Here is a 16,649-nt window from a genome sequence, read left to right on the forward strand (position 1 = left end):
AGGAATGAAAAATGAGGCGCTCAAAGAGATTTGAGGTGTTGGATAAAAGGCCTATAAACCAAGATGCTTTTATTAAAGAGTGGCCTGAAAAGGGCTTTATAGCTATGAGCAGCCCTTATGATCCCAAACCGTCTATTAAGGTACAAGGGGACCGGATAGTGCAGATGGACGGAAAACAAAGAGATCAGTTTGACTTTATAGACGCGTTTATAGCTGATCACGCCATAAACGTAAAACAGGTTGAAGAATCCATGGGCAAAGATTCTCTTGAGATCGCTCGGATGCTGGTGGACATACACGTGAGCAGGGACGCCATTGTGAAACTGGTTTCAGGTATGACTCCTGCTAAAATTGTGGAAGTGGTAAATCACTTAAACGTGGTAGAGATGATGATGGCGATGCAAAAGATGAGAGCCAGGAAGATCCCAGCCAATCAGGCGCATATAACCAATTTAAAGGATAACCCGGTCCAAATTGCGGCGGACGCCGCTGAAGGCGCTTTAAGAGGCTTCAGAGAGCTGGAGACGACGGTGGGAGTGGCCAGGTACGCGCCTTTTAACGCTATCGCGCTGCTTATCGGCTCTCAGGTAGGGGGAAGAGGGGTGCTCACCCAGTGCGCGGTAGAGGAAGCCACAGAGCTGGAGTTGGGCATGCGAGGATTTACCACGTACGCTGAAACCATATCGGTATACGGTACAGAAAGCGTCTTTATAGATGGGGATGACACGCCGTATTCCAAAGCTTTTCTCGCGTCGGCGTATGCTTCCAGGGGACTTAAAATGAGGTTTACGTCGGGAACGGGTTCAGAGGTCCTTATGGGCAACGCCGAAGGCAAATCTATGTTGTATCTAGAGACGAGGTGCCTTATGGTTACAAAAGGCGCAGGGGTGCAGGGTATTCAAAACGGGGCTATAAGTTGTATAGGCATTACCAGTTCCGTTCCCTCGGGCATCAGGGCTGTTTTAGCTGAAAACCTTATCGCTTCTATGTTGGACCTGGAAGTAGCCTCAGGTAACGACCAGACCTTTTCCCATTCTGACATAAGGAGGACGGCCAGAACGATGATGCAGTTTTTGCCCGGCACAGACTTTATATTTTCAGGTTACAGCGGCACGCCCAATTACGACAACATGTTCGCAGGTTCTAATTTTGACGCCGAAGACTTTGACGACTACAACGTATTGCAGAGGGATCTGAAGGTAGATGGGGGTTTGAGGCCGGTAAAAGAGGAAGACGTTGTAAGAGTAAGGAGAAAAGCTGCAAAGGCTCTGCAGGCTGTCTTCAGGGAATTGGATCTGAGCGTGATAACCGACGAAGAGGTAGAGGCTGCGGCGTACGCCCATGGCAGCAAAGATATGCCGGAGAGGGATGTCCTTTCAGATCTTACGGCCATTGAAGACATGATGAAGAGGGGTATAACGGGTATAGACGTAGTAAAAGCGCTTTACAGGTCAGGGTTTGAGGACGTGGCTGAAAGCGTGCTAAATATGCTAAAGCAGCGAATCACAGGAGATTACCTTCAGACCTCGGCGATACTGGACGAAGACTTTAACGTCATAAGCGCTGTAAATTGCCCTAATGACTACATGGGTCCTGGAACTGGTTACAGGATAAGCGAGAAAAGGTGGAATGAGATAAAGAACATTCCCCATGTCATCAACCCCGATGAAATATAGGGCGGTGAAAATATGTACATTGATGAAGACCTCGTAAGGGAAGTAACCCGTCGGGTATTAGAAGAACTAAATAAGGGTGCTATTCGGGATTTTAAAGATATAGGCATTGCAGCTCAGGGTAGCGACGTAAAAGAGGTAGTAATAGGGATAGGTCCGGCTTTTGGGATTTATATAAAGAAGACGTTAAATGGTTTGGACCACAAAAGCGTTATTAAGGAGATCATAGCAGGTATAGAAGAAGAAGGAATGGTGCCAAGGGTGGTGAGGGTGGTTAAAACTTCAGATGTCGCCTTTATAGGTAAGGAGGCAGCAATGTTAAGCGGTTCGGGAGTGGGTGTAGGCATTCAATCCAAAGGCACTACTGTCATACATCAGAGGGATTTGTACCCTCTAAGCAATTTAGAACTTTTTCCCCAGGCTCCTTTGCTTACCCTGGAAACCTATAGAGAGATAGGAAAAAACGCGGCCCGTTACGCTAAAGGCATGGTAGTAAAACCTATAGCGGTTCAAAACGACTATATGGTAAGGCCGAAGTACCAGGTCAAAGCTGCTATCATGCATATCAAGGAAACCGAAAAGGTGGTAAAAGGTGCTCCTTCTCGGGATGTAGAGCTTAGATTTTAAATATAAAAGGGGGAATACTATGGCGGAGTACCCTCTTTCCAGGAGCGATTTCGGCGATATAAAGTCCAGAACAGGAAAACCTTTAAGTGAGATCAATATGGACAATGTCTTAAAAGGGAAAATAGGTTTAGAGGACATTAAAATATCAAAAGAGACGTTGCTTAAACAGGGGGAGATAGCGGAGCGACACGGAAGACCACAGCTTAGGAAGAACTTTGAAAGAGCCGCGGAACTCATAGATGTGCCGGATGAAGAGATATTGAGGATATACAATAGCCTTAGGCCTTATAGGTCCACAAAAGAAGAGTTGATAAGGATAGCGCAAGAGCTAAAAGATAGGTATAATGCTGTAAATTGTGCACAGTTGGTCCTGGAGGCTGCAGAGGTTTACGAAAAAAGAGGCATATTTAGATCTTAATTTTAAAAGGGGTTTAAAGATGAAGCTCATAGCGGGAGTGGACATAGGGAATTCTACAACAGAGGTGTGCATTGCGTCCCTGGACGAGTATCAAAGAGTAAAGTTTTTGAGCAGTGCTCTGGTGGCTACTACGGGTGTAAAAGGGACTAAAGATAATGTCACTGGCATATTAAGGGCGCTATCAATGGCGTTGAATAAAGTAGGAAAGAAGGTCTCAGACCTGGATGCGATACTCTTAAATGAAGCGGCCCCTGTGGTATGCGATACGGCCATGGAAACCATAACGGAGACTATTATAACTGATTCCTCTGTGATAGGTCATAACCCATCGACACCGGGAGGGGTTGGGTTAGGTGTAGGCGTTACGATAGACGTGCGCAATCTGACGTCGGCGGGGAAAAATAAAAAATACATAGCGGTGATTCCCGGCGATGTGAGTTATGAGGATGCTGCAAAGGCTTTAAACGACGCTTTTGACAGAGGTATTGTTGTCAGTGCTGCTATTGTGCAAAAGGACGAGGCTGTGCTTATATGCAACAGGATAAAAAAAATGATACCTATTGTAGACGAGGTTAAACACATAGACAGAGTGCCCCAAGGAGCTGTGGCGGCTGTAGAAGTGGCTTCTCCTGGCCGCACCATAAGCACCCTGTCAAATCCTTATGGGATAGCTTCAATATTTAGTTTAACCCCAGAAGAGACAAAATATACAGTGCCCATAGCGAAAAGCCTTATAGGCAAGAGATCAGCGGTAGTCATAAGGACACCTGAAGGTGGAGTAAAAGAACAGGTAGTGCCTGCGGGTTCGCTGTATATAAGAGGAGGCAGTGGCTCTGTCAAAGTAAGTGTGGAATCAGGGGCAGAGGAAATTATGAAGGCCTTAGAGAGCGTACAGCCCTTGGAAGATGTAGAAGGGGAAGTGGGCACTAATGTAGGGACAATGATCCATAGGGTGAAAAATTCTATGGCGAGTTTAACGGGACAGAGTGCCAGTAAGATAAAGATAAAAGACCTACTGGCAATAGATACTGTTGTGCCTGTAAGAGTTCGGGGCGGTGTGGCTGGAGAAACGTCCATGGAAAAAGCTGTAGCCATTGCGGCAATGGTAAAGACAGATAGACTGCCTATGATGGATGTGGCGGAATATCTTAAAGGCAAAACCGGCGTGTTTGTAAAAGTGGCAGGGGTTGAAGCCGTTATGGCTGCACTGGGCGCTTTAACTACTCCGGGTACTGAGTTACCTCTTGCGATACTGGATGTAGGAGGAGGCTCTACCGATGCCGCAATAATAGATCAGAAAGGTATAGTAAGGTCGGTACACCTGGCGGGAGCAGGGGACCTGGTTACCATGTTGATAAATACGGAGCTGGGATTGGGCGATAGGTTTATAGCCGAAGAAGTAAAAAAGAACCCGGTGGCTAAGGTGGAGAGCCTTTTTCACATAAGGATGGAAAGCGGTGAGATAAGGTTTTTTGACAGGCCTTTAAATCCAAGGTACTACGGCAGGATAGTTGCGTTAAGAAGAGAGGACATGATACCTCTTCCTAGAGAAGACCTTACGTTGGAAAAAGTAGTACAGGTAAGGCGGCAGGTTAAGTACCAGGTATTTGTCCACAATGCCATAAGGGCGTTGCGGCAGATAGCCCCTCAAAACAACTTAAAAAATATTTCCAACGTCGTTATGGTGGGTGGCTCTGCGCTGGATTTTGAAATACCTGAGATGATATTGCAAGAGCTTTCCCGCTACAACATCGTAGCAGGGAGGGGCAATATACGCAACTGCGAAGGCCCAAGGAATGCCGTGGCAACGGGGCTTGTCATGTCGTATGTAGGGTGATTTTATGGAGTTTACAAAGCCTTTGATCATAATATACGCTGGCGACGGCACCTGTGAGATGCTCGCAGAAGTAAAAGCGGGTATCGAGGAAGAAGGGGCCCTATGCCAGGTGCAGCGGTGCGATCTTGGCGATACCAGAGAGATGGCATACAGGGCAGCTAAAAGGTCTGTACTGGGGATAGGTATAGGTGTAGCTCAGGAAGGAGTATGCGTACATTGTAAGGAGTTAGAGCGAGATAACCCTCTTTTCGAAGTTAAAAAATATAACCGCGATGCCTTGAGGATTATGGGCATCAATGCTGCGAGGTACGCGAAAGGCTTGCCTTTCAAAATATTAGAGAATTGATTGCAAGCCAGTAAAGGAGGATTGGTATGGCAGGTATTAGAGAAGAGGATATAGAGCTCATCGTGAGGCGCGTCTTATCTAATCTGGATTTAAAAAATCTTAAAGCAGCTGTAAAAAAAGACATAGGCGTGTTTGAAGATATGAAACAAGCCATATCGGCTGCTAAAAAAGCTCAAAAAGAACTTAAATCCATGTCTATTGAATTCAGGGAAAAGATCATACAGAACATCAGAAAAAAGACCTTGGAGAACGCGAGGATAATGGCGGAAATGGGCGTTCAGGAGACGGGAATGGGAAAGGTAGAGCACAAGGTCTTAAAGCATGAGCTGGTGGCCAGAAAAACCCCGGGAACAGAAGACATAATTACCACGGCGTGGTCAGGGGACAAAGGGCTAACCTTAGTGGAAATGGGCCCATGGGGTGTAATCGGTGCTATAACCCCTTCTACAAACCCCAGCGAAACCGTCATATGCAACAGCATAGGCATGATAGCCGCGGGAAATTCAGTGGTGTTTAACCCTCACCCAGGAGCTGTAGGCGTGTCTAATTACGCGGTAAGGTTGATCAATGAGGCTGTAGTAGAAGCGGGAGGGCCGCCAAACCTCGCTGTATCTGTGGCTAAGCCTACTCTGGAGACAGCTGAAATAATGTTCAAACACCCGGATATAAATCTCCTGGTAGCTACGGGGGGACCGGGAGTGGTGACAGCAGTGCTGTCTACAGGTAAAAGGGCTATAGGTGCCGGCGCGGGGAATCCGCCCGTGGTGGTAGATGAAACCGCTGACATCAGGAAAGCGGCCAAGGATATAGTAGACGGTGCTACTTTTGACAACAACCTGCCGTGTATAGCCGAAAAAGAGGTCATAGCGGTAAACAAGGTCGCCGATGAGTTGATCTACTATATGAAGCAGAATGGCTGCTATATGGCATCTAAAGAAGAGATTGAGGAATTAAAAGCTATGGTACTACAGACAAGGGACGGTAAGTATTATCTTAACAGAAAATGGGTAGGAAAAGATGCCAGCACGCTCTTAAAGGGCATAGGCGTCGATGTAGACGATAAGGTGCGCTGCATAATATTTGAAGCTACTAAGGACCATCCTTTTGTAGTAGAAGAGCTGATGATGCCAATTCTTGGTATAATCAGGGCAGAAAACGTAGATGAGGCCATCGCTATTGCCGTGGAATTAGAGCACGGCTTCAGGCATTCGGCGCACATGCATTCTAAAAACGTGGATAATCTCACCAAGTTTGCACGGGCAATTGATACCGCGATTTTTGTTAAAAATGCACCTTCTTATGCGGCCATAGGTTTTGGAGGGGAGGGGTATTGCACGTTTACCATCGCCAGCAGGACAGGTGAAGGCCTGACTTCAGCCAGGACGTTTACAAAGAGCAGGAGATGCGTTCTAGCCGATGGGCTTTCTATCAGATAGGAGGGATGATTGTGGAAATAAATGATATAAATATAGAGGAAATAGTGAGGAAGGTGTTGAGCAACTTAAAGGGAGAGGCAAAAGAGGAAATACCTTCATCTGTATCACCTTCAGCAATCCCGCAGACGTGTAGGGCTGCGGTGCTAACCGGTATAAAAAGTATACAGGTCAGAGAATATCCTATACCTGAAATTGGCGACGACGAGATGCTGGTTAAAGTAGAGGGATGTGGCATATGCGGTACTGACGTCCACGAGTATAAGGGAGATCCTTTTGGCCTTATTCCCGTTGTTCTAGGCCATGAGGGCACTGGAGAAATAGTGAAGATAGGTAAAAATGTTAAGAGGGATTCAGCAGGCAATGATGTAGGTGTAGGGGACAAAATAGTAACATGCGTTGTACCATGTGGGCATTGCGATGTATGCCTAAATCACCCTGATAAGGTCAACCTATGTGAAAACACCAAGATATACGGATTGATTCCCGACGACGAATACCATCTTAACGGTTGGTTTGCCGAATACCTGGTTATAAGGAAAGGCTCTACGTTTTTTAAGGTAAACGATTTGAGCCTGGATTTGAGGCTATTGATAGAGCCTTCGGCGGTGGTGGTACACGCTGTTGAACGGGCTAAATCCACAGGGCTTATAAAGTTCAACAGCAAGGTACTGGTGCAGGGGTGTGGTCCCATAGGCCTTTTGCTCATAGCTGTGGTGAGGACTTTAGGAGTGGAGAACATCATAGCCATAGATGGGAATGAGAAGAGGCTGGATTTTGCCAGAAAGCTGGGCGCCAGTCACACCATTGACTTTACCAGGTACAGCGACGTCGAGGGACTCGTAGAAGCAGTAAAAGAGGCTACGGGAGGAAAAGGCGCTGATTTTGCGTTTCAGTGTACCGGTGTTCCGGCGGCAGCGGCTAACATATGGAAATTCGTTAGGCGAGGAGGCGGATTGTGCGAGGTTGGATTTTTCGTCAACAACGGCGAATGCCAGATAAACCCTCATTTCGATATATGCAACAAGGAGATCACAGCCGTAGGTTCCTGGACGTATACGCCTCAGGATTACCTCACAACCTTTGATTTTCTCAAAAGGGCAAAAGGTATAGGGCTTCCCATTGAAGAGATCATAACCCACAGGTTTTGCCTGGATGAGATGAATAAGGCCATGGAAGTCAACATGAGGCAAGAGGGGATAAAGGTAGTGTACATCAACGATAGGTTTTAGGTGATGTAAATGCAAGCCGTAGGATTTATCGAGGTATACGGATTGGTAGCGGCGTTTGTGGCAGCGGATGCCGCTTGTAAGGCAGCCAATGTGACCATAGAATCCTTTGACAACAATAAGCCGCAAAACGCCGATAAACTACCTGTGCCTTTGGTTATAATTGTGAAAATTCGCGGTAGCCTGGAAGACGTGAAAACTGCTTTAACTGCCGCTGTAGAAGCAGCGAACAAAGTATCTGGCGTGGTGACAAGTCACGTCATTCCCAGGCCGGAAAGGGATACAGAAAAGCTCTTAAAGTTGAATTGCCTCAGTAGGGGCAAGTGAGAAATAAATTTTAATGAAAAAGGAGGATTTATCATGCAGGAAGCATTGGGCATGATTGAGACAAGGGGTCTGGTTGCGGCTATCGAAGCGGCGGATGCCATGGTGAAAGCCGCAGATGTTACGCTTATAGGTACTGAGAAAATCGGTTCAGGGTTGGTGACAGTCATGGTGAGAGGCGACGTGGGAGCAGTTAAGGCGGCTACAGAGGTAGGCGCTAGCGCCGCTTCCAAGCTGGGAGAGATCATAGCCGTACACGTTATACCAAGGCCTCATACTGATGTAGAGAAGATCCTTCCCACTTTAAAGTGATTTCGTCTTTATCGGAGTGCAAAACATGAATGCAATAGGCCTTATAGAGATCACAGGATTGGTTGCAGCTATTGAGGCATTAGACGCCATGTTAAAGGCGGCTGATGTGGAGTTTTTGACGTGGGAGAAAAGGTTGGGGGGTAGGCTTGTCACAGTAATCGTAAAAGGGGAGGTTTCAGCGGTGCAAGAAGCTATCTCAACGGGCAAGGTAAGAGCTGATGAGATCACCCGTGCGGTTGCCTGGGCTGTTATACCAAGCCCCCATCCTGAGACGATGAGAATGATAAGCATAAGTGCATCTAAAATATCTAACAACAGATTGGGTGGTATAAATGAGTTCTGAGGCAAAGGAAAAAGACAAAAAGGCGAAAGACGTTGAAGGGCCTAAAGACGATAAAGGCCATGAAAAAGAACTTATAAAGGAGGTACGTAACGTGGAACAGCAAGCATTAGGTATGGTGGAGACGAGAGGGCTGGTGGCTGCTATTGAGGCGGCGGACGCTATGGTGAAGGCTGCAAACGTCACCCTTTTGGGCAGTGAGAAGATCGGCTCAGGATTGGTGACGGTTATGGTGCGGGGTGACGTAGGCGCTGTCAAGGCGGCAGTGGAGACAGGGGCAAAGGCGGCTGAAAAGTTAGGCGAGCTGGTAGCAGTGCATGTAATACCCAGGCCTCACAGTGATGTAGAAAAGATATTGCCTTCTGCAAGGTAGTGTGATAGTGGATGGAGGAATGGCTGGTAGAGCTGGTGACAAAGGCCGTAAAAGAGACGCTGGCTCAAAGAACTGGATTAAAGATACCTGTTGCTGTGTCAGCGCGCCATGTTCACCTTTCGAAGCAACATTTTGAAATGCTTTTTGGAGAAGGATACGAGCTTAAAAAGAAAAAGGAACTTATGGGTGGCCAGTTTGCGGCGGAGGAATGTGTAACCGTTGTAGGAAAGAAACTCAGCGCCATAGAAAACGTGAGGATTGTGGGGCCTTTGAGAAAGTTTACACAGGTAGAGGTATCCAGAACCGACGCTGTAAAGCTGGGCTTGGATCCACCTGTAAGGGAGTCAGGCAAAATAGAAGGTTCGGCACCTATAACGATAGTAGGGCCTAAAGGTGCGGTGTCTTTAAATGAGGGCTGCATTATTGCCAGCAGGCACATTCACATGTCATTGGAGGATGCCGAAAGGTTTGGGGTGTCTGATAACCAAAAGGTGTCAGTTAAGGTTTTTGGAGAAAGAGGTGGCATCCTCCACAATGTGCAGGTTAGGGTTGACAAGGCGTTTACCCTTGAGATGCACATTGATACCGATGAAGCTAATGCCTTAGGTATTACGAGCGGTTCCCTTGTGGAGATATTAAAATGATATTAGGAGATGAAGGCGTTGATAATTGCAAAAGTAGTGGGAACTGTTATTTCAACGCGCAAAAACAGCAACCTTGTAGGCAACAAGTTTTTGATCGTTGAACCGATAGATGAGATGAATTTTAAAAGTAAAAGCAGGATTGTGGCTGTGGACAACGTGGGAGCTGGTGTAGGCGAAATTGTACTGGTGGTTTTTGGGAGTGCAGCGAGAGTTGGTTGCAATGCGCAGAGCGCCCCAATAGATGCGGCGGTAGTAGGCATTGTGGACAACATAAAAGACGTGATAATAAATGAATGAGTATTGCTTGAGGTGATTTTATACCATGCTTTTAGAAGAGCTTAAAAGCATCGTATTCAACAATGGCATTGTAGGCGCTGGAGGAGCGGGCTTTCCTACCCATGAAAAGCTGGCCGGTGGCATAGAAGCCGTTATATTAAATGGCGCTGAGTGTGAACCGCTTCTCAGGGTAGATAGACAACTATTGGCACGGCATACTGATGACATTTTAAAGGCATTGCATTTGATAGTGGAGGCCTCAGGAGCTGAAAAGGGAATTGTGGCGTTAAAAGACACCTATACTGCCGCGATTTACGCTGTAAAAAAAGCGATAAAGAAATATCCTAAACTGGAGATTAAGATTTTACCAGATGTGTATCCAGCAGGGGATGAAGTGGTGCTGGTTTATGAAGCTACCGGTAGGATCGTTCCAGAAGGGTCTATACCTATCTCGGTGGGTGTGGTAGTGGTTAACGCAGAAACGGCTCTTAATGTATACAGAGCTGCTTACCTGAATTTACCTGTAACTGACAAATACGTGACAGTCACAGGGGCTGTTAAAAACCCTGTTACTTTTAAAGTACCTATAGGCACTACCGTAGGTGAACTTATAGAGCAGGCCGGAGGAGCTACAGAAACCGACTATAAGGTCATAATGGGTGGTCCCATGATGGGGAGTGTGGTTAGCGAAAATATACCAGTGACAAAAACCACCAAGGCTGTAATAGTGCTCCCCAGCGACCACCCAGTGGTTTTAAAAAAGCAGGCAAATATAAAGGTGAGCGTTAAGCGGGCAATGTCAGCCTGTTCTCAATGCCAGATGTGCACGGACTTGTGCCCAAGGCATCTGTTGAGCTATTCTATAAAGCCCCATAAGGTTATGAACGCTGTGGCCCACGGAATCACGGCTGATGTCGAGGCTTATACATCTACCATGTCGTGCTCGGAGTGCGGCCTTTGCGAGATGTATTCATGTCACCAAAGTTTAGCTCCTAGATCTATTATAAAAGAGGTTAAAGCTTTATTGAGGCAAAACGGCGTTAAAAATCTCCACAGAAAAAGACATCAGAGTGCTCATCCTTTCAGGCAAGACAGAATGGTGCCGATGGAAAGGCTTATCTCGCGCTTGGGGTTGGATAGGTACAACGTTGATGCACCGGTATTTGACGGTAAGTTTAAGCCATGGAAGGTATGCATCCCGCTAAGTCAGCATGTGGGAGTGCCTGCCGAGGCTGTGGTAAAAGCAGGAGATGTGGTTGAGAAAGGTGATTTGATCGCAAATGTCCCTGAAGGCAAACTGGGAGCCAAGGTACATGCCAGCATAGACGGAGTTGTAACAGCGGTAGACAAACGCGGCATCACCATAGAGTCGAGAGGTGAAGGGCAATGGATAAAGCAATCGGATTAGTAGAGTACAAATCTGTAGCCACGGGAATTACTGCCGCCGATCAGATGGTGAAAGTCGCCGATGTAGAGATAATAGAAGCGCAAACGGTGTGTCCAGGTAAGTATATTGTGATGATTTGCGGCAAGTTGAGCGCTGTAATTGCCGCCGTGGAAAAAGGTGAAAGGGAATTTTCTGAGGATGTAATAGACAGCTTTGTCCTCGGGAACCCTCATGAGGCCATATTTAAGGCTTTGAACGGCACATCGGAAATAAATGACGTTGAAGCACTGGGTATAATAGAGACATTTTCCGTTGCGTCTATCATTGTAGCCGCTGACGCCGCAGCTAAGGCGGCAAAAGTCAACCTTATAGAGATCAGGGTTGCCAGGGGGATGTGCGGCAAGTCTTACCTGTTGCTGACAGGGGAGCTGGCGGCAGTACAAGCGGCAATCGATGCAGGGTACAAAAAGGCCTCGGAAAGTGGGATGTTATTGAATAAAACTGTAATTCCAAACCCGGACAAGAAAATATGGGAAAAAATAATATAAAATAGTACTTAAAAAATAAAAAAACAAAAAAAATCAAAAATAAAGAAGGAATTTTAGAAATAATGTCGAATATATATAAACAAAGGCACAAGATAATAACATAGAAAATGATTTCTATTGGGGTGATGATGTGAAGAAAGTAACGATAAAGGAGGTGGCAGAGAGAGCAAATGTTTCCATAGCTACTGTATCAAGGGTGTTGAATAACAATTATCCTGTTAGCAAAGAATTGAAAACAAAAGTTTTAAAAGCTATAGAAGAACTAGATTTTCAACCTAATGGACTTGCCCGATGCTTAAAGAAAAATACTACTCATATGATTGGAGTGGTGGTACCAGATATTGCTAACCCTTTCTTTATGGATGTTGGAAAAGGCTTAGAAGGTGTAGTGAGTAAAAAAGGCTATGTGATTATTTTATGCAACACAGACGAAAATGTTGTGAAAGAATATAATTCATTGAAAACCCTTGTTGAAAAGAGGGTCGATGCTATTGTACTTTCTACTTGTAACAGCAATAACCAATATATAAATGATATCGTAAAAAAAGGTGTTCCTTTGCTTTTAGTCGATAGAAGAATAAAAGGAGTTAATACGGACGTAATTGTAAATGACAATTACGGCAGTTCTTATATGCTTACAAAGTATTTGATCCAAAATGGACATAAGGATATATGTATTGTTAATGGCTCGCTAAGCGTCAGTACTGGATATGAGAGGTTCTGTGGCTTTAAGGCTGCTATGGAGGAATTTGGTATACCTATAAAGGATGAGTTTGTTTTAAACGGAAATTTTAAAGCGAAGATTGCTTACAGAGAAATAAAAAAATTACTTAAATCAAATAAAAGACCTACTGCTATTGTTGCGGCTAACAATTTAATGGCCGAAGGAATAATGGAGGCTTTGCAGGAAGAAAATTTAGCAGTTCCCGATGATATCTCCCTGGTTTGTTTTGAGAAAATCAGAAATCAAAGGCTGGTGAAGCCAAAGCTTACCTATATTAATCAGAATGGTTTTTTAATGGGCGAGAAAGCAGGAGAGATTGTGTTAGAGATATTAGAAAACAAATCAAAAGACAAGACCAGAAAGATTAAAGAAGTTATTTTAGTGTCTGATTTGATTGTTAAAGAATCTGTAAAATGTCTAAAATAGTTTATTTTTAAATAAATAGAAAACATTTTCTATATCGAGGAGATGTATATGGAAGAAAAGACAATTTTAAGAATGGAAAACATCAACAAGTCTTTTCCAGGTGTTAATGCACTAAAAAACGTTTGTTTTGAGTTGAGAAAAGGCGAGATACACGCATTGCTAGGAGAAAATGGAGCTGGAAAATCGACGCTGATGAAGATCTTAGCCGGGGTTTACCCTAAAGACAGTGGAAGGATAATACTTTACGATAAAGAGGTTGAAATAACGAATCCTAAGATGGCACAAGATTTAGGAATCTCTATAATATTCCAAGAATTTAACTTGCTACCTCACCTAACTGTTGCCGAGAATATATTCATAGGGCGAGAGCCTAAAAGCAATGTACTCTCCGGCTTTATCGACGATAATAAGATGAATAAAGATGCCCAGAAAATATTAGATACCTTAAATCTCAACATAAAACCTACTGAATTGGTCAGAAACTTGAGTGTCGCTGAACAGCAGATGGTGGAGATAGCAAAAGCTCTTTCTATGGATGCAAAGATCCTCATCATGGATGAACCTACAGCAGCGCTTACCGAAAGTGAGATAGAAAAGCTTTTCGAAATAATGAAGCAATTAAAACAACAGGGCGTGGCCATTGTATATATTTCTCACCGTATGGAAGAGATTAATGTTATTTGCGATAGGGTTACGGTCATGAGGGATGGGGAGTACATTAAGACCCTAAATTTAAAAGATACGAATATAGATGAACTCATAACGTTGATGGTAGGAAGAAGTCTAAAGGAAAAATTCCCCAAACATCAGTGTAAAAGAGGTAAAAAGATATTGGAAGTAAAAAATTTGACTCGTGAAAAGGTTTTAAAGAACGTAAGTTTTGAGCTCTACGAAGGTGAGATACTTGGCATTGCGGGCCTTATGGGTGCAGGAAGAACAGAATTAGCCAGGGCATTATTTGGTGCAGACAAGTTTAAAGAAGGAGAAATCATACTGGATGGCAAGAGCATTAAGATTAACAATCCATGCGATGCTATAAAAAATGGAATAGGCTATATAAGTGAAGACCGCAAACGCGAAGGTGTTTTACTGAGTTTACCTGTAGATCAGAATATTACCCTGGCCTCTCTTGACAATATATGCAGCAAAGCCTGGGTAATTGATTACAAAAAAGAAAAAGAGGTAGCCCAGTCATTTGTAAAAAGCTTAAAGATTAAAACTCCGAGTCTATCCCAGAAAGTGAAGAACTTAAGCGGTGGTAACCAGCAAAAGGTTGCACTGGCCAAGTGGCTGAATATAAGCAATCTCAGGGTGCTGATCTTTGATGAACCTACTAGGGGAATAGACGTAGGTGCTAAAGTTGAAGTTTACAACCTCATGAATCAGTTACTGGATCAGGGGATTGGAATAATTATGATATCTTCTGAACTACCAGAAATCCTCGGCATGAGTGATAGAATTTTGGTGATGCACGAAGGCAAGATTACTGGCGAATTAATGAGAGAAGAAGCTACGCAAGAAAAAATAATGCAATATGCAACTGGAAATTAGAAATTCGTAAGGAGTGATTCGGATGGATGTTAAAGTCAATAAAGATGAAGTTGGTACAACAAGTAGAGCAATGTTTAACAGAGAATTTCTGCAAAAGTTTATAGCTTTTGCTGGATTGATTCTTTTGGTTGTATTCTTTTCGCTTGTGACAGATAGGTTTTTGCGTGCTGATAACTTGCTCACAGTAATGCTTCAGTCTTCAATTATAGCTATTGTGGCTATAGGCGAGACATTTGTAATCATTACATCTGGTATAGACCTGTCGGTGGGATCTGTATTAGGTTTGATAGGTATAGTAACGACTATGCTAATGGTGGCTCACTATCCTGTGTTCCTGGCGGTTGTAATAGGTCTTCTATTGGGGGCTCTTATAGGTTTCCTCAACGGTATCATAATTGATAAAGGTGGAATTCCACCGTTTATCGTAACCCTTGGAATGCTGAGTATTGCGAGAGGTGCTGCGCTTGTTTTAACGGGTGGTGTACCGGTATCAGGACTTCCAGAGTCATTCAACTTTATAGGTAACTATAATGTATTCGGATGGTTGCCGATGCCTGTAATAATAATGCTCATAATGGCTGTCATTTTCTCAAAAATACTTACTAAAACAAAGCTGGGTAGATATACCTACGCGATAGGCAGTAACGAAGAGGCTGCTAGGTTATCAGGTATAAACGTAAGCAGAATAAAGCAGTCTGTGTATACAATTTCAGGTGTGTTATCAGCTCTGGCTGGTATAATACTGGCGTCCAGGTTATTTACAGGCCAGCCAACTGCAGGTAATGGCTATGAGCTAAATGCTGTCGCTGCAGTTGTCATAGGTGGCGCAAGCCTCATGGGTGGTGAAGGTACGATACTCGGAACAATAATTGGTGCTCTTATAATGGGTGTGTTAAGCAACGGGTTGAATCTTTTAGGAGTATCACCATTTTGGCAGCAAATAGTTATAGGTGGAGTTATAGTCATTACTGTCTATTTAGATAAATTTAGAAATAAAGGTTAAAAGTTATTTAATATAACATTTTAAAGCATAATATAAAAATTTTAATATAAAAATCAATTTAAAAGGAGGCATTTTTATGAAAAAAATTGCATCTATTGTACTATCACTGTTGCTTGTTGCTGCGTTACTGGTAGGATGTGGTACAGGTAACAAGCAAAGCGCAAGTGCTAATCAAAATGCATCATCTTCGAATTCTACATCTTCAAGTAACAAGGAACGTAAAACTATTGCAGTAATAGTTAAATCTACAATGTTTGAATATTGGCAGGCCGTTAAAAAAGGCGCTGAAGATGCTGGAAAGAAAGATGATGTCAAGATCATTTTTCAAGGTCCTGCAACTGAAACTGATATAGCAGGTCAGATCAACTTCGTAGAAGACGCTATTAACAAAAAAGTCGATGGAATTGTTTTAGCAGCTTCAGATCCAAATGCATTGGCTCCTTATGTTGATAAAGCTGTGGCTGCTGGTATTCCGGTAGTAGGTATTGATTCCTCAGTTAATTCTGACAAAATTTCAAGCTTCATAGCTACAAACAATGAAGCGGCTGCTGCACAGGCTGCCGACGAATTGGCAAAATTGATCGGTGGAAAAGGCAAAGTGGCGATTGTTAATTTTGTTGCTGGAGCAGGTACAGCGATTGCCAGAGAAAAAGGGTTCAAAGATAGGATTGCAGAGAAATATCCTGACATTAAAATAGTCGCTACACAGTACAGTGAAGGTGATCAGGCCAAAGCACTTTCTATTGCAGAAGATATAATGACAGCGCATCCTGACTTAGCAGGATTCTTTGGCGCTAATGAAGGGAGCGCTGTAGGTGTGGCCAGAGCTGTACAGCAAAAGGGAATGGCAGGTAAGATTAAGGTTGTAGGCTTCGATAGCTCTGACACTGAAATAAATGCTCTTAAAAGCGGTACGATGCAAGCTTTTGTTGTACAAAACCCTTACAGAATGGGATTTGAAGGTGTAGAGACACTATTAAAGGTTATGAAAGGTGAAAAAGTTGAGAAAACAATTGATACAGGCGCTACAGTTGTTACGAAAGACAATATGGATGAACCTGCAATTCAGAATCTTCTTCACCCACTTGGTAACAAGTAAAGTTTAAAGGAATTTCAGGTTTTGTATGTTCCTGCGAAGACTTACAAAACCTGAAAAATTTGGGTTTAAATTCTAATTA

The 16,649-nt window shown here is 43.9% G+C and carries 19 protein-coding genes; all 19 read left to right on the forward strand.

Annotation, left to right across the window (positions count from 1 at the left end):
• The first annotated feature begins 11 nt into the window (after positions 1 to 11).
• The 19 genes from CALPO_RS0110385 to CALPO_RS0110475 all read left to right on the forward strand — a co-directional run bounded on the left by CALPO_RS0110385 (position 12) and on the right by CALPO_RS0110475 (position 16,570).
• Complete coding sequence (locus CALPO_RS0110385; RefSeq protein WP_026487263.1) at positions 12 to 1,676, forward strand: propanediol/glycerol family dehydratase large subunit; 1,665 nt, start codon at positions 12 to 14, stop codon at positions 1,674 to 1,676.
• A 12-nt stretch (positions 1,677 to 1,688) separates the two neighbouring features.
• Positions 1,689 to 2,300, forward strand: coding sequence for a propanediol/glycerol family dehydratase medium subunit (locus tag CALPO_RS0110390; protein WP_026487264.1), 612 nt, complete (start codon positions 1,689 to 1,691; stop codon positions 2,298 to 2,300).
• A 19-nt stretch (positions 2,301 to 2,319) separates the two neighbouring features.
• Positions 2,320 to 2,718: a diol dehydratase small subunit gene (locus CALPO_RS0110395; protein ID WP_026487265.1), complete on the forward strand. Its 399-nt coding sequence runs from the start codon at positions 2,320 to 2,322 to the stop codon at positions 2,716 to 2,718.
• 19 nt (positions 2,719 to 2,737) lie between these two features.
• Complete coding sequence (locus CALPO_RS0110400) at positions 2,738 to 4,555, forward strand: diol dehydratase reactivase subunit alpha (RefSeq protein WP_026487266.1); 1,818 nt, start codon at positions 2,738 to 2,740, stop codon at positions 4,553 to 4,555.
• 4 nt (positions 4,556 to 4,559) lie between these two features.
• Positions 4,560 to 4,901 (forward strand): glycerol dehydratase reactivase beta/small subunit family protein, encoded by a 342-nt coding sequence (locus CALPO_RS0110405; protein WP_051585961.1) that lies wholly within the window; start codon positions 4,560 to 4,562, stop codon positions 4,899 to 4,901.
• Positions 4,902 to 4,927: 26 nt separating this feature from the next.
• Positions 4,928 to 6,337 (forward strand): aldehyde dehydrogenase family protein, encoded by a 1,410-nt coding sequence (locus CALPO_RS0110410; protein ID WP_026487268.1) that lies wholly within the window; start codon positions 4,928 to 4,930, stop codon positions 6,335 to 6,337.
• A 5-nt stretch (positions 6,338 to 6,342) separates the two neighbouring features.
• A complete protein-coding gene (locus CALPO_RS0110415; protein ID WP_245589940.1) occupies positions 6,343 to 7,566 on the forward strand; it encodes a zinc-dependent alcohol dehydrogenase in 1,224 nt (407 codons plus the stop codon).
• A gap of 9 nt (positions 7,567 to 7,575) precedes the next feature.
• Complete coding sequence (locus CALPO_RS0110420; RefSeq protein ID WP_026487270.1) at positions 7,576 to 7,890, forward strand: BMC domain-containing protein; 315 nt, start codon at positions 7,576 to 7,578, stop codon at positions 7,888 to 7,890.
• Positions 7,891 to 7,920: 30 nt separating this feature from the next.
• The gene (locus CALPO_RS0110425) at positions 7,921 to 8,199 is read left to right on the forward strand and encodes a BMC domain-containing protein (RefSeq protein WP_026487271.1); all 279 of its coding nucleotides are present in this window, start codon (positions 7,921 to 7,923) and stop codon (positions 8,197 to 8,199) included.
• Between the two features lie 25 nt (positions 8,200 to 8,224).
• Positions 8,225 to 8,542: a BMC domain-containing protein gene (locus CALPO_RS0110430; RefSeq protein WP_026487272.1), complete on the forward strand. Its 318-nt coding sequence runs from the start codon at positions 8,225 to 8,227 to the stop codon at positions 8,540 to 8,542.
• Positions 8,543 to 8,633: 91 nt separating this feature from the next.
• Entirely contained in the window at positions 8,634 to 8,912 is a 279-nt protein-coding gene (locus CALPO_RS0110435; protein WP_026487273.1) for a BMC domain-containing protein, read from the forward strand.
• An 11-nt stretch (positions 8,913 to 8,923) separates the two neighbouring features.
• Entirely contained in the window at positions 8,924 to 9,556 is a 633-nt protein-coding gene (gene pduL / locus CALPO_RS0110440; protein WP_026487274.1) for a phosphate propanoyltransferase, read from the forward strand.
• A gap of 9 nt (positions 9,557 to 9,565) precedes the next feature.
• On the forward strand, positions 9,566 to 9,853 hold the full coding sequence (locus tag CALPO_RS0110445; protein ID WP_245589941.1) for a EutN/CcmL family microcompartment protein: 288 nt from the start codon (positions 9,566 to 9,568) through the stop codon (positions 9,851 to 9,853).
• Between the two features lie 25 nt (positions 9,854 to 9,878).
• Positions 9,879 to 11,240, forward strand: a complete 1,362-nt coding sequence (locus CALPO_RS0110450; RefSeq protein ID WP_026487276.1) for an SLBB domain-containing protein — start codon at positions 9,879 to 9,881, stop codon at positions 11,238 to 11,240.
• Complete coding sequence (locus tag CALPO_RS0110455; RefSeq protein ID WP_026487277.1) at positions 11,219 to 11,767, forward strand: BMC domain-containing protein; 549 nt, start codon at positions 11,219 to 11,221, stop codon at positions 11,765 to 11,767. Before CALPO_RS0110450 ends, CALPO_RS0110455 begins: the two co-directional genes overlap by 22 nt.
• A gap of 130 nt (positions 11,768 to 11,897) precedes the next feature.
• Positions 11,898 to 12,917, forward strand: coding sequence for a LacI family DNA-binding transcriptional regulator (locus tag CALPO_RS0110460; RefSeq protein ID WP_026487278.1), 1,020 nt, complete (start codon positions 11,898 to 11,900; stop codon positions 12,915 to 12,917).
• 48 nt (positions 12,918 to 12,965) lie between these two features.
• Positions 12,966 to 14,468, forward strand: coding sequence for a sugar ABC transporter ATP-binding protein (locus CALPO_RS0110465; RefSeq protein ID WP_026487279.1), 1,503 nt, complete (start codon positions 12,966 to 12,968; stop codon positions 14,466 to 14,468).
• A gap of 22 nt (positions 14,469 to 14,490) precedes the next feature.
• The gene (locus CALPO_RS0110470; RefSeq protein WP_084295257.1) at positions 14,491 to 15,471 is read left to right on the forward strand and encodes an ABC transporter permease; all 981 of its coding nucleotides are present in this window, start codon (positions 14,491 to 14,493) and stop codon (positions 15,469 to 15,471) included.
• A gap of 76 nt (positions 15,472 to 15,547) precedes the next feature.
• On the forward strand, positions 15,548 to 16,570 hold the full coding sequence (locus CALPO_RS0110475) for an ABC transporter substrate-binding protein (protein ID WP_026487281.1): 1,023 nt from the start codon (positions 15,548 to 15,550) through the stop codon (positions 16,568 to 16,570).
• The last annotated feature ends 79 nt before the right edge of the window (positions 16,571 to 16,649 follow it).

This window comes from Caldanaerobius polysaccharolyticus DSM 13641 (genome assembly GCF_000427425.1).
GTDB classification, from domain to species: Bacteria; Bacillota; Thermoanaerobacteria; order Thermoanaerobacterales; family Caldanaerobiaceae; genus Caldanaerobius; species Caldanaerobius polysaccharolyticus.

What these genes read in the sequence shown, in the direction of transcription:
- CALPO_RS0110455 (WP_026487277.1), top strand. Translation starts at nt 11,219, where the DNA reads ATGGATAAAGCAATCGGATTAGTAGAGTACAAATCTGTAGCCACGGGA.
- CALPO_RS0110420 (WP_026487270.1), top strand. Translation starts at nt 7,576, where the DNA reads ATGCAAGCCGTAGGATTTATCGAGGTATACGGATTGGTAGCGGCGTTT.
- CALPO_RS0110385 (WP_026487263.1), top strand. Translation starts at nt 12, where the DNA reads ATGAGGCGCTCAAAGAGATTTGAGGTGTTGGATAAAAGGCCTATAAAC.
- CALPO_RS0110410 (WP_026487268.1), top strand. Translation starts at nt 4,928, where the DNA reads ATGGCAGGTATTAGAGAAGAGGATATAGAGCTCATCGTGAGGCGCGTC.
- CALPO_RS0110390 (WP_026487264.1), top strand. Translation starts at nt 1,689, where the DNA reads ATGTACATTGATGAAGACCTCGTAAGGGAAGTAACCCGTCGGGTATTA.
- CALPO_RS0110450 (WP_026487276.1), top strand. Translation starts at nt 9,879, where the DNA reads ATGCTTTTAGAAGAGCTTAAAAGCATCGTATTCAACAATGGCATTGTA.
- CALPO_RS0110445 (WP_245589941.1), top strand. Translation starts at nt 9,566, where the DNA reads ATGAAGGCGTTGATAATTGCAAAAGTAGTGGGAACTGTTATTTCAACG.
- CALPO_RS0110465 (WP_026487279.1), top strand. Translation starts at nt 12,966, where the DNA reads ATGGAAGAAAAGACAATTTTAAGAATGGAAAACATCAACAAGTCTTTT.
- CALPO_RS0110405 (WP_051585961.1), top strand. Translation starts at nt 4,560, where the DNA reads ATGGAGTTTACAAAGCCTTTGATCATAATATACGCTGGCGACGGCACC.
- CALPO_RS0110400 (WP_026487266.1), top strand. Translation starts at nt 2,738, where the DNA reads ATGAAGCTCATAGCGGGAGTGGACATAGGGAATTCTACAACAGAGGTG.
- CALPO_RS0110475 (WP_026487281.1), top strand. Translation starts at nt 15,548, where the DNA reads ATGAAAAAAATTGCATCTATTGTACTATCACTGTTGCTTGTTGCTGCG.
- CALPO_RS0110415 (WP_245589940.1), top strand. Translation starts at nt 6,343, where the DNA reads ATGATTGTGGAAATAAATGATATAAATATAGAGGAAATAGTGAGGAAG.
- CALPO_RS0110395 (WP_026487265.1), top strand. Translation starts at nt 2,320, where the DNA reads ATGGCGGAGTACCCTCTTTCCAGGAGCGATTTCGGCGATATAAAGTCC.
- CALPO_RS0110470 (WP_084295257.1), top strand. Translation starts at nt 14,491, where the DNA reads ATGGATGTTAAAGTCAATAAAGATGAAGTTGGTACAACAAGTAGAGCA.
- pduL (WP_026487274.1), top strand. Translation starts at nt 8,924, where the DNA reads ATGGAGGAATGGCTGGTAGAGCTGGTGACAAAGGCCGTAAAAGAGACG.
- CALPO_RS0110430 (WP_026487272.1), top strand. Translation starts at nt 8,225, where the DNA reads ATGAATGCAATAGGCCTTATAGAGATCACAGGATTGGTTGCAGCTATT.